This is a genomic window from Luteimonas rhizosphaericola (genome assembly GCF_029888045.1).
Taxonomy (GTDB): Bacteria; Pseudomonadota; Gammaproteobacteria; order Xanthomonadales; family Xanthomonadaceae; genus Luteimonas; species Luteimonas rhizosphaericola.
Genome location: NZ_JARXRN010000024.1, coordinates 39,953 through 53,186, shown reverse-complemented (window position 1 = coordinate 53,186; position 13,234 = coordinate 39,953). Strand labels below are relative to the sequence as shown.

Here is a 13,234-nt window from a genome sequence, read left to right as displayed (position 1 = left end):
CCGCCCGGTGCCTCGGGACACCGGGTGGGTCGTGGGGAGTAAAGCGTCTTCGCGGACCGGGTCAGAAGGTGCCGCGGATACCGATCAGGAACGTCCGCCCAGGCTGGTAGATCTCGCCGGGCACGTTCGGATAGGTGATGTAGTTGCGCGTTTCCTCGTTGGTGATGTTGAGCACGTTGAAGGTCAGCTGCGGCTCGGACGGCAGCGACGCCAGGGTGTAGCTGGCCGACAGGTCGAACTGGCCGCGGTCCTCGCCGAAGTACTGGCCGTAGTTCAGGCCGCCCTCGTTGTTGCCCCGCGCACGCTGCGCGGAACCCTCGACGAAGTTGTACGACAGGCGCACCGAGGCCAGGTCGTTTTCCCAGTACGCGGTCGCATTCCACAGCACCGGCGCGATGCCGAACAGGTTGCCGGCCAGCTGGTCGGCTTCCTGGCCCGTGGGCTCGAGGTCGATGTCGGTGTAGTTGGCCATGACGCCCAGGCCGTTGAACACGAAGTCCAGCGGCTGCACCCAGATCAGCTCCCAGCCCTGGATGTCGAGCGTGGCGTCGGCGTTGACCTGCTGGCGGACGTTGATCGGCGCATCCAGCCCGCCGTTCGCGTTGAGCGCGGCCAGCTGCTGCGCGCTCAGCGAGTCGATCGGGATGCCGAGCTGGCGAAAGGGAATCACGTTGACGCCCTGGTAGGTGTAGCCCGACACGCGCTTGTTGAACAGGGTCAGCGCCACCAGGCCCTCCTCGCCCGTGTACCACTCCAGGCCCAGGTCGAAGTTGGTCGACAGGTACGGGGAGAGGTTGGGGTTGCCCTGGTCGGCGATCTCGGCCGACGGGTCGGAGAACGTGGTCGCAGGCAGCATCGAGCGCGGGTTCGGACGGGTCAGCGTGCGGGAGCTCGACAGGCGCAGCACCCAGTCGTCGGCCACGTCCCAGGCGGCGCTGAACGACGGCAGCCATTCGTCGTAGGTGTTGCTCAGCGTCTGGTACTCGCGCACGCCGCCGAGGGTCACCGGGCCGGTGATGTCCTGGTCGGTCTCGATGTAGCGCACGCCGCCGTTGATGCGCAGGTTGCGGTTCCAGACCTCGGTTTCGCCGTTGAACTCGACATAGGCGGCCTTCGTCTTCTCGTCGAACCCGCCCGCGGCCGCGCCTACCGACTGCGAGGTGCCGACCTCGGGCGCCTCGTCGAAGAAGCGATCGTAGTCCGTCGCCTCCTTGAACGCGTCGAAGTCCACGGTGATGAAGCCGGCCGGGCCGGGACGCAGGAAATTCGGCAGTTCGCCCGGGGTCACGTTCTCGAACACGTACGCCTGCCAGGCGGTGGTGTTGTCGAAGGCGACGATGGTGCGGCGCGAACGGTCGGTCGAGGCACCGACCTTGATGTTGCGCACGTCGTCGCCGAACTGCAGGTCGGCCTTCAGGCGGCCGGCCTCGGTGACGCGCTTTTCGTTGTTGAGGTTGACGCGGCCGCCGGTCCAGTTCCAGCCGGCGTTCGGGTCGTTCAGATCGAGGCCGCCGGAATCGAACGACGGCGTGCCGTTGTTGGTATAGGCGACGGTCGTGATCGGCGAGGCCGGCATGATCGTCGGCGATTCGCGGAAGAACCAGCTGCGGCTCCAGTTCGCCTGCACGTCGAGCTTCACGTCCTCGTTCTCGCCGAACCAGAACGTGGCGCCCGGGTTGAGGTTCCAGTACTGCACCTCGTCGCGGTACGGGCGCGCTTCGAGGATGAACTGCGCATTGACCAGCGTGGCGCTGGTGACGACGTTGTTCGCGTCGAGCTGCATGTTCGTCGGCAGGAAGCCGGACGGCCCGAAGGTACGGCCGACCAGGTTCACGTCGATGCGGTCGTTCTCGTAGTTGGCGCGCGAGTACAGGCCGTCGAGGTAGAAGTGCATGCGGTCGCTGGGGCGCCACTCCAGCGAGGCCACCACGGCATCGCGTTCACGGTCGCCGGACATGTCGACCGGCCGGGCCAGGCGCGGGAACAGCGCCTCGGTGATCTGGTCGATGGTCAGGCCAGGGTTCTGTTCCAGCAGCCATTGCGCATCGATGGTGTCGCCCGGTGTCATGCCGGCCCCGACGGTGGAAGCATTGTCGGGCACGGTGTTGGGCATCTGCAGGCTGCCGCCGCCGCCGGGATTGCACTCGGGCGGGCGCGTGGTCAGCGGATCGACGCCGTCGGGCGCCGCGATTCCGCACTGCTGGTAGTTGAGGCCGGGATTCATCCAGCCCACCGACTCCCAGCCGCGCACGGAGATCCGGCTGCGCACCACCGACGCACCGACCAGCGCGCCGAACGTGCCCTCGTCATTGGTCCAGGTGTACAGCGCCGAGCCGCGTGGATTGAACTTCTCGCCGATGGTGTTGTAGTCGAACTGGCCGGAGTAGTTGAAATGCTTTCCGGGCAGGTCGAACGGACGCATGCTGCGCATGTCGACCACGCCGGAGATGCCGCCCTCGGGCAGGCTCGCCTGCGGCGACTTGTAGACCGTGAGCTTGTTGAAGAACTCGGTCGGGAACAGGTTGAGGTCGACCTCGCGGTTCTGGTTGCCGCGGTTGAGGCCGATCGAGGCGGTGGCCGCTTCGCCGCCGTTGATCAGCGTCTTGGTGAAGCTCTGCGGCAGACCGCGGATGCCGACGTTCAGGCCCTCGCCGTTGACGTCACGGTCGATCTGGATGCCCGGAATGCGCGCCAGCGATTCGGCGATGTTGGTATCCGGGAACTTGCCGATGTCCTCGGAGAAGATCGAGTCGGTGAAGCCCGTCGCCTGGCGCTTGGCGTCGGTGGAGAACTGCAGGCTCTGGCGGTAACCGGTCACTACGACCTGGTCGAGGTCGACCGCGTCCTGCGTGGCGGGTGCCGGCGGCGGCGTCTGCGGTGCCTGCGGCGGATCCTGCGCGATGGCCGCGCCGGCGATACCGATCAGGGCCAGGCCCAGGGCGTTGGACAACGCTGTTCTAGCGATTCGGACTTGCACGCAATTCCCCTCCCGCTGATGGTGGCCGACGGCTTCTGCTCGCGTCGTGACACCGGTGGACTGTGATGCCTCGTACCCCCACAGGGACGCATGTGCGACACGCCCTTCGGGAGTGGCGGCCGGATGGTAGCGCTATCAAGTTCGCGCCTACACGCTGCGTCGCAACATGCGCATCGACGCTGCAATGCAGCACGAATTCCCACGCCTGCGACGACAGCGTTGTCGTCGGAGCGACGGCGTGCGCGGTTGCATGCGCACAGGTGGCCGTCGCGCTGGGGAGTGTGTTACTGATAGCGCTATCACGAATCGCGCAGGGGAGAGGGACATGCCATTCGCATGCAGGTGCCGCGGCGCCTTCGCTGCCGTGGTCGCGCGGGCGCGCTGTGCATGAGCGCCATGACCCACTCCTCGCCCCAGGTCCGGACCAGCCGCTACCGGTGGGTGATCTGCGCGCTGCTGTTCTTCGCCACGACGATCAACTACGTCGACCGTGCGGTGCTCGGCGTCCTCGCGCCCACCCTCGTCGCGGAGTTCGGCTGGAGCGAACAGCACTACGGCGTGATCAGCGCCGCATTCACGCTCGCCTATGCGATCGGCTTCCTGTTCGCCGGCTGGTTCATCGATCGCGTCGGCACGCGCGTGGGCTACAGCGTGTACCTGACGCTGTGGTCGCTGGCCGCGGCGGCGCATGCGCTGGCGAAGTCGGTGGTCGGTTTCAGCCTCGCGCGCTTCGCGCTCGGGCTCGGCGAATCGGGCAATTTTCCGGCGGCGGTCAAGACGGTGGCGGAATGGTTTCCGAAGCGCGAGCGGGCGTTTGCCACCGGTGTCTTCAACGCCGGATCCAACATCGGCGCGATCGTCGCGCCGCTGGTGGTGCCCTGGCTTGCGCTCACCTGGGGCTGGCGCACCGCGTTCGTGGTGACGGGCTTGGCCGGCCTGGTGTGGCTGGTGTTCTGGTTGCCGGTCTACCGGCGGCCCGCGGAGCACCCGAAGGTCTCGCCGGACGAACTGGCGCTGATCGAGAGCGATCCGCCCGACCCGCCCGGCAAGGTGTCGTGGCTGCAGCTGCTGCGGTTCCGCCAGACCTGGGCGTTCACCGGCGGCAAGTTCCTCAGCGATTCGGTGTGGTGGTTCTACCTGTTCTGGTTTCCGATGTTCATGGCCGACCGCTTCGGCGTCGACCTGCGCACGATCGGATTGCCGATGGTGACGGTGTTCCTGCTGGCCGATGTCGGTTCGGTGGGCGGCGGCTGGTTCAGTTCGTTCCTGATGAAGCGCGGCTGGAGCGCGAACGGTGCGCGCAAGACCGCGATGCTGATCTGCGCGCTCAGCATCCTGCCGGTGGTGTTCGCGCCGCACGTGGAAGGCCAGTGGATGGCGGTGTGGCTGATCGGCCTGGCGGCGGCCGCACACCAGGGTTTTTCGGCCAACCTGTTCACGCTCAGCTCGGACATGTTCCCGCGCAACGCGGTCGCCTCCGTGGTCGGCATCGGCGGCTTCGCCGGCGCGATGGGCGGGTTCTTCATGAACCTCGGTGCGGGCTGGCTGCGCCAGTACACGGGCAGCTACGCGGCGCTGTTCCTGATGGCCGGCTTCGCCTACCTGGCTGCGCTGCTGGTCATCCACGTACTCGCGCCGCGGCTCGAGCCGGTCCGGCTTTCCCCATCCAACGAATCGTGAACCGTTTGCGCCGCTGGCCTCGTCTGCATCGCCCGCCATGCGGGCGCGCCGGGCCGCGCACTGCTAAAGGATCCCGCGCTGCATGAACCTCGCCACCCTGCTTTCGACCCTGGTGATGGGCTGCGTGCTGGCCGCCCTGCCGGGGCCTGCACGTGCCGCGACCGACTGCAGTGCGCCGGCAGCCGTGTGCGAGACGGCCAGCCGCGACAGCCTGGCGCTGGTCGAGCGCGGCGTTCCGATCGCGGTGCTGGTGGACGCGGAAGATGCTGCCGCGGTACGCCTGGCGGCGGAGGCGTTGCGCGACGACCTGGCTGCGGTGTCCGGCGGCAACGTGTCCACCGACGCACCGCGCACGGCGGTCATCGCCGGCACCCTGGGCCACAGTGCGCGCATCGACCGCATCGTGCGCGAGCGCGGCATCGATACCACGGGCGTCGCCGGCGTGTGGGAGGGCTACCTGCTGCAGGTGGTCGACGCGCCGGAACCCGGCATCGAGCGCGCGTTGCTGGTGGTCGGCGCCGATCGCCGCGGCACCGCGTTCGGCCTGTACGAACTCTCCCGCCGGATCGGCGTCTCGCCCTGGACCTGGTGGGCGGACGTGCCGCCGCCACGCCGCGCCTCGCTCCACATCGCGCCCGGCCGCTTCGTCGACGCGCCGAAGGTGAAGTACCGCGGGATCTTCATCAACGACGAGGAGCCCGCGCTCGGTGGCTGGTCGCGCGCGACCTTCGGCGGCACCAACCACCGCTTCTACGAGCGCGTGTTCCAGCTGATCCTGCGCCACAAGGCCAACTACCTGTGGCCGGCGATGTGGCAGCCGCGCGCGTTCTACGACGACGATCCGCGCAACGCCGAGCTGGCCGACGAGTACGGCGTGGTGATCGCGACCAGCCACCACGAGCCGATGATGCGCGCGCACGACGAGTGGTCGCGCTACGGCCAGGGCCCATGGGACTACACCCGCAACGCCGAGACGCTGCAGCGGTTCTGGCGCGGCGGCATCGAACGGCTGCAGGGCCGCGAGGCGGTAGTGACGCTGGGCATGCGCGGCGATGGCGACGAGGCGATGACCGAAGGCACCGCCACCGCCCTGCTCGAGCGCATCGTCGCCGACCAGCGCCGGATCATCGGCGAGGTGACGGGCAAGCCGGTGGAAGACACGCCCCAGGTGTGGGCGCTGTACAAGGAAGTGCAGGAGTACCACGACCAGGGAATGCGCGTGCCCGACGACGTGACCCTGCTGTTCGCCGACGACAACTGGGGCAACATCCGCCGCCTGCCGGACCCGGCCGCAGCGCGCCCCGGCGGCTACGGCGTGTACTACCACTTCGACTACGTCGGTGGCCCGCGCAACTACAAGTGGCTCAACACCACCCAGGTCGAGCGCGCGTGGGAGCAGATGCGCCTGGCGTGGGCGCACGGCGTGGAGCGCGTGTGGGTGGTCAACGTCGGCGACATCAAGCCGATGGAGCTGCCGATCAGCGCCTTCCTCGACCAGGCCTGGAACCCGGATGCGGCCGACCTCGAATGGATCACCGGCTATCCGGCGGCCTGGGCCGCGGAACAGTTCGGCGCCACGCATGCGCGGGAGATCGGCGGGATCGTCACCCGCTACACCCGGTACAACGCGCGCCGCAAGCCGGAGCTGCTGGACGCCGACACCTGGAGCCTGCTGCACGACGGCGAGGCCGAGCGCGTGATCGGCGAGTGGGACGCCCTGGAGCAGCGCACGCTGGCGCTCGCCGGGCGCATTCCCGCCAGCCACCGCGACGCCTGGGTGCAGCTGGTCGAATACCCGGTGCTGGCCAGCGCCAACCTCAACCGGCTGTACGTGGCCGTGGCCCGCAACCGCCTCTACGCAGCCCAGGGCCGCGCCTCGGCAAACAAGTGGGCGGACGAGGCCCGTCGCCTGTTCGAGCGCGATGCGGAACTCCAGCGCATGTACGAACGCGACATCGCCGACGGCAAGTGGGTGCACATGATGTCGCAGGCGCGCATCGGCTACACCCACTGGCAGCAGCCCGAGCGCAACATCCTGCCCGCGCTCGCCAGCGTGGACGTGCCGGCACGCGGCGTGACCGGGGTCGCGATCGAGGGCGATGCGCGACGCTGGCCGCAGCCGGCCACCTCGCCCCGGCTGGCGCCCCTGGATCCTGTGGCGGCGACGTCGCGCGCGGTGGAGATCTTCAACGGCGGACGCGGGCCAGTGGAGTTCACCGCGCGATCCACGCAACCGTGGCTGACGGTGACGCCGGCACAGGGCGCGGTCGACGACGCGCAGCCGTTGACGCTGAACGTGGACTGGGCCGCGCTGCCGGAAGGCGAGCACGAGGCCGTGATCGCCATCCGCGGCAGCGACCGGACCGAAGTCTACGTACAGGTGCCGGTGCGCAAGCCACCCGCGCATCGCGGCGCGCGCGGCTTCGTCGAAGGCGACGGCGTGATCGCCATCGAGGCCCCGCGCTACGCCAGGGCGGTGCCGCCGCCGGGCGGGGCGTGGCAGGTCATCCCGCAGCTCGGCCACGGCGGCTCGGGCGTCGCCGCATGGCCGGCCACCGGGCCCGGCCTCCAGCCCGGCGGCGACGGCGCGCGGCTGGAGTATCCGCTGGTGCTCGATGCCGCAGGCGAGGTCGAGGTCCGCGTGACGATGGCCCCGACGCTGGACATCCGCAACCGCGGCGGCCTGCGCTATGCAGTCTCGATCGGCGACGAGGCGCCGCAGGTGGTGACGATGCGCCTGGACCCCACACCCGGCGACCGCGACTTCCAGGCCTGGGAACGCGCGGTGATCGCCCATGCGCACGTCGCCGGTTCGCGGCACGCCGCAACCGCGGGCGCCAACACCCTGCGGCTGTGGGCGATGGACCCGGGCATCGTGTTCCAGCGCATCGAGGTCGTCACCGATCCGCGGCCACGCGGAACGCTCGGACCCGCGGAGAGCCGGCTGCGCGAATGACGCCCTCCACCACCCCACCCATCGCCTCGCGCCGGGATCTGCGCGCGATCAGCCCTACCGTCCACGGATCGATCTGCACCCGATGAACACCGCCGCAAAGCCACTGGTCCTGCACGAGGATCGCCTGTTCCCGTCCGACCCGGCGCAGCGCGCGATCGCGCGGCGCCTGTATGCGCAGATCGCCGGGCTGCCGATCGTCAGCCCCCACGGCCACACCGATCCATCCTGGTGGGCGGACGATGCGCCGTTCGCCAACGCGACCGAACTGCTGCTGGTGCCCGACCACTACATCTTCCGCATGCTCTACAGCCAGGGCATCCCCCTCGACGCGCTGGGCATCCCGCGCGCCGACGGATCGCGTGCCGGGGTCGATCCGCGCGAGGCCTGGCGCGTGTTCGCCCGCAACACGCACCTGTTCCGCGGCACGCCGTCGTCGCTGTGGCTCGACCACGTGTTCGCCGAGGTGTTCGGACTGGGCGTGCGCCTGGATGCCGGCACCGCCGACCATTACTACGACACGATCACCGACGCGCTGAAGACCGCGGCGTTCCGGCCGCGCGCGCTGTTCGAGCGCTTCGGCATCGAGGTGATCGCCACCACCGAATCGCCGCTCGATCCGCTGTCCCACCACCAGGCGATCCGCGACAGCGGCTGGAGCGGGCGCGTGGTCACCGCGTACCGGCCCGATCCGGTGATCGATCCCGAGCACGAGCAGTTCCGCCCATCGCTGGAGCGCTTCGGCGAGCTCACCGGCGAGAACGTGTACGACTGGGACGGCTACCTGCGCGCGCACCAGCAACGGCGCGCATTCTTCGCCGCCATGGGCGCGACGTCCACCGACCACGGACACCCGACCTGCGCCACCGCGGACCTCGTGCCGGCACAGGCGCGCGCGCTGTTCACGCGCATCGTCGCCGGGAAGTCGTTGCCGGAAGAGGCGGAGCTGTTCCGCGCCCAGATGCTGACCGAGATGGCGGCGATGAGCGTGGACGACGGCCTGGTGATGCAGATCCACCCCGGCAGCTTCCGCAACCACAACCGCGCCCTGTTCGACCGCCACGGCCGCGACAAGGGCGCCGACATCCCGATGCGCACCGACTACGTGCGCGCGCTCAAGCCGTTGCTCGACCGCTACGGCAACGAGGCCGGGTTCCGCCTGATCGTGTTCACGCTCGACGAGAGCACCTACGCGCGCGAACTCGCCCCGCTGGCCGGTCACTGGCCCTGCCTGTTCCTCGGGCCCGCCTGGTGGTTCCATGATTCGCCCGAGGGCATGTGGCGCTTCCGCGAGCAGACGCTCGGCACCGCGGGCTTCTACAACACGGTCGGCTTCAACGACGACACGCGCGCCTTCCTGTCGATCCCGGCGCGGCACGATGTCGCCCGGCGCGTCGACTGCGCGGTGCTGGCGAAGCTGGTCGCGGAGCACCGCCTCGACGAGGATGACGCGGCCGAGGTCGCGGTCGACCTCGCCTACCGCCTGCCGAAACAGGCCTACCGCCTGTGACCGCGGGCGCACGGGCGGTGATGGTGGGAGCGGTGGCGTCGGACGCGCACGGCGATGCAGGGACCGGGTGCCCGGGCGCTCCACCGTCGCTGCGCGCGCGCTTGCGCCCCCGCCACAGCGGCTGGGGACGCGTGCTGGCGCGGGTGGGCATGGTCGCGCTCGCCGCGGCGCTCGCATTCCCGTCGCCCGTCGCCGACGCCGCGCCGCGTGAGCGCATCCGGCTCGACACCGGCTGGCGCTTCCACATGGGCGATCCGCCCGGTATCGAGGGGCGGCTCGACTACGACGTGCGGCCCGAGGTCGTCCGCAGCGCGGACGGCAAGGTCGCCGACGCGCGCCCCGACGAAGCGGTGCGCATCGCAGCCGACCGCCCCGTGCTCAAGCGCTGGATTCTGCCGACCGCCAACCGCTTCATCCGCGATCCCGCCGCCCGCCACCTGCGCCCCGACGGTCCACCCCCGATCGGCGAGGTCCCCTTCCTCGACGCCGGCTTCGACGACAGCGGCTGGACCCCGGTGACCCTGCCGCACGACTGGGCGATCGCGGGCCCGTTCATCGCCGAGGGACCGTACGGCGGCATGGGCCGGCTGCCGAGCTGGGGCATCGGCTGGTACCGGCGCACCCTCGAGATCCCGGCGTCGCTCGCCGGGCGACGCGTGTACCTCGATGTCGACGGCGCGATGTCGTATGCGAGCGTGTGGCTCAACGGCACGCTGGTGGGTGGGTGGCCGTACGGCTACAACAGCTGGCGCGTGGACCTGACGCCCTACGTCGAGTTCGGCGGCGCGAACCAGCTCGCGATCCGCCTCGACAACCCGCCAGAATCCGCGCGCTGGTATCCCGGCGGCGGGCTGTACCGGGACGTGTGGCTCACCACGACCGCGACGGTGCATGTGGCGCAGTGGGGCACCACGGTCACCACGCCCGAGGTCTCGGACGCTTCCGCGCAGGTGCACGTGCGGGTGGACGTCGACAACACCACCGCTGTGCCGGCCCGGGTCCAGGTCGAGACGGCGCTGCACGTGCTCGGTGACGACGGCAGCCCGCGTGCGGAACCCGTCGCCCGCATTCCCGCCATCGGCGTCGACGTGGTCGCCGGCGGCACCACGGCCGTCACCTCCGGTACGCGGATCGAACGACCGCGGCTGTGGGGGCCACCTCCGAACCAGCACCCGCACCGCTACGTCGCCGTCACCACCCTGCGGCGCGAGGGCGAGGTGGTGGATCGCATTGAAACGCGGTTCGGCATCCGCCGGCTGGAGTTCGATCCCGACCGCGGCGTGGTGGTCAACGGCGAGCACGTGCCGCTGCGCGGCGTGAACCAGCACCACGACCTGGGCGCGCTCGGCGCCGCGTTCAACGTCCGCGCCGCGCAGCGGCAGCTGGAGATCCTGCGCGACATGGGCGTCAACGCCATCCGCATGGCGCACAACCCGCCCGACCCGCAGCTGCTCGAACTCACCGACCGCATGGGGTTCCTGGTCGTCGACGAGGTGTTCGACTCCTGGGAGAAGAAGAAGACGCCGCTGGATTTCCACCTGGTGTTCCCCGACTGGCACGAGGCCGACCTGCGCGCGATGCTGCGCCGCGACCGCAACCATCCTTCGGTGATCCTGTGGAGCGTGGGCAACGAGGTCGGCGAACAGTACGACGGCGAGGCCGGCGCGGCGATCGGCCGGCGGCTGGTGCGGATCGTGCGCGAGGAAGACCCCACCCGCCCCACCACCGCGTCGATGAACTGGGCCAAGGCCGACATGCCCTTCCCCGCCGCGTTCGACGTGGTCAACCTCAACTACCAGGGCGAAGGCATCCGCCAGGAACCGGAGTTCGCCGGCACCGAACGCATCCGCACGCCGCCGTCGTACCCGGCGTTCCGCGCCGCGTTTCCCGGCAAGGTGATCATGGGCAGCGAGACCGCCTCGGCGGCCAGCAGCCGGGGCGTCTACCTGTTCCCGGTGACGCCGCGCCACAGCGCGCCGATCCGCGACGACAACGGAGGGGGCGATTCCGTGCACCAGCACGTCAGCGCGTACGAGCTGCACGCGGTCGACTTCGGCTCCAGCGCCGATCGCGTCTTCGCCACCCTCGACCGCAACCCCTTCGTCGCCGGCGAGTTCGTCTGGAACGGCTTCGACTACCTCGGCGAGCCGACGCCCTACTACTCGGCGCGCAGTTCGTACACCGGCATCGTGGACCTGGCGGGCTTTCCGAAGGACCGCTACTACCTGTACCAGTCGCGCTGGCGCCCCGACCTGCCGATGGCGCACATCCTGCCGCACTGGAACTGGCCGGGCCGCGAGGGCGAGGTCACCCCGGTGCACGTGTTCACCAGCGGCGACGAGGGCGAGCTGTTCGTCAACGGCGTTTCGCAGGGTCGCAGGAAGAAGGGCGACTTCGAATACCGGCTGCGCTGGGACGAGGTGCTGTACGAGCCCGGCGAGGTCCGGGTGCGGACCTGGCGCGACGGCCAGCCCTGGGCGGACGCCACCGTGGAGACCACCGGCGCCCCCGCGCGGCTCGCGCTCGAGGCCGACCGCGACCGCATCGGCAACGACGGCCGCGACCTGTCCTTCGTCACCCTGCGCGTGCTCGACGCGCAGGGCCGGCCGATCCGCAACGCCGACAGCCATGTGCGGTTCGAGGTCGACGGACCGGCGGAGCTCGTCGCCACGGACAACGGCGACCCGCGCGACCTCGTCGCCTTCCCCTCGCCGACCCGGCAAGCCTTCAGCGGACTGGTGCTGGCGATCATACGCGGCCGCGCCGGCCAGTCCGGCACCGCCGTGGTGCGCGTCCACGGCGACGGGCTGGCCTCGGCCGAGCTGCGCCTGCACGTCGGCGCGCCCTGACATCCCTGCGAGGCGGCACGTGCGCACCCGACACCTGCGAACGACGTCCCGCGCCACACGCAAACTCCGGAGTCCCCCGATGCGCACCCGCCATGCCTTCCACGCCCTCGTTGCCGCCGTTCTGCTGTCGGGGACTTCGACCGCCATGGCCGCGCCGCCGACCACGCTCAAGGACGCCTATGCCGATGCCTTCCTGATCGGCACCGCGATGAACGCCGACATGGTGTCCGGCCGCGATGCGCGGGCGCAGGCGCTGGTCCCGCTGCACTTCAACGCCATTACCGCCGAGAACGTGATGAAGGCCGAGGTGCTGCATCCCGAACCCGGCGCCTGGGACTTCTCCGCCGCCGACGCCTTCGTCGAATACGGCGAGCGGCACGACCTGTTCATGGTCGGCCACACCCTGGTCTGGCACAACCAGACGCCGGCCTGGTTCTTCGAGGGCGACGACGGCACGCCCGCCGATCCGGCCACGATGCGCGAGCGCATGCGCGCCTACATCCACGCCGTCGCCGGCCGCTACACCGGTCGGCTGGATGCATGGGACGTGGTCAACGAGCAGATCGGCGAGGACGGCCGGTACCGCGACACGACATGGGTCCGCGCCTACGGCGGCGACGGCGACGCACTGGTGCGCGACGCCTTCCGCTTCGCCGGCGAGGCCGCGCCGGACGCGCAGCTCTACTACAACGATTTCAACGCGTGGCGTCCCGAGAAGCGCGACGGCATCGTGCGCATGGTGAAGATGCTGCAGGACGCGGGGATCCGCATCGACGGCATCGGCATCCAGGGACACTGGGGGCTGAACTATCCGTCCACCGAACACATCGAGGCAGCGATCGATGCCTATGCCGCGCTGGGCGTGAAGGTGATGGTGACCGAACTCGACGTCGACGTGCTGCCGCTGACGAAGGAAGGCCAGATCATCGGCCAGGGCATGATGCATCCGCAGTTCCAGCTGCCGGAGTTCAAGGCGTTCCTCGACCCCTACCGCGACGGCCTGCCCGACGCCGTGCAGCGCCAGCTCGCCGAGCGCTATGCCGAACTGTTCCGCATCTTCTACAACCGCCGCGACAAGCTGCACCGCGTGGCGGTGTGGGGGGTGGAGGACGGCATGTCGTGGAAGAACGGCTACCCGATCCCGGGCCGCACCAACTACACCCTGCTGTTCGACCGCGACGGGCGGCCCAAGCCCGCCTTCGAGGCGGTGCTCGCCGTGCCGGCGGCACGCTGAACAGGCAGCCGCGAGAGGAACACCATGTCCC

At 70.0% G+C, this 13,234-nt stretch carries 6 protein-coding genes; 5 read left to right on the top strand and 1 reads right to left on the bottom strand.

The window, feature by feature from the left end:
- Positions 1-61: 61 nt before the first annotated feature.
- Positions 62-2,977, bottom strand: coding sequence for a TonB-dependent receptor (locus QFW80_RS09060; protein WP_280601451.1), 2,916 nt, complete (start codon positions 2,975-2,977; stop codon positions 62-64).
- Between the two features lie 387 nt (positions 2,978-3,364).
- Here QFW80_RS09060 and QFW80_RS09055 point away from each other — a divergent pair, with 387 nt between their 5' ends.
- The 5 genes from QFW80_RS09055 (at position 3,365) to QFW80_RS09035 (ending at position 13,203) form a co-directional block, all read left to right on the top strand.
- Positions 3,365-4,657: an MFS transporter gene (locus QFW80_RS09055; protein WP_280601449.1), complete on the top strand. Its 1,293-nt coding sequence runs from the start codon at positions 3,365-3,367 to the stop codon at positions 4,655-4,657.
- Between the two features lie 82 nt (positions 4,658-4,739).
- Positions 4,740-7,613, top strand: a complete 2,874-nt coding sequence (locus tag QFW80_RS09050; RefSeq protein ID WP_280601447.1) for a glycosyl hydrolase 115 family protein — start codon at positions 4,740-4,742, stop codon at positions 7,611-7,613.
- Positions 7,614-7,695: 82 nt separating this feature from the next.
- Entirely contained in the window at positions 7,696-9,120 is a 1,425-nt protein-coding gene (gene uxaC, locus QFW80_RS09045) for a glucuronate isomerase (RefSeq protein ID WP_280601445.1), read from the top strand.
- A 149-nt stretch (positions 9,121-9,269) separates the two neighbouring features.
- On the top strand, positions 9,270-11,969 hold the full coding sequence (gene galB / locus QFW80_RS09040; RefSeq protein ID WP_280601532.1) for a beta-galactosidase GalB: 2,700 nt from the start codon (positions 9,270-9,272) through the stop codon (positions 11,967-11,969).
- Between the two features lie 145 nt (positions 11,970-12,114).
- Positions 12,115-13,203 carry an endo-1,4-beta-xylanase gene (locus QFW80_RS09035; protein ID WP_280601530.1) on the top strand — a complete coding sequence of 363 codons (1,089 nt, stop codon included), beginning with the start codon at positions 12,115-12,117 and terminating at the stop codon, positions 13,201-13,203.
- The last annotated feature ends 31 nt before the right edge of the window (positions 13,204-13,234 follow it).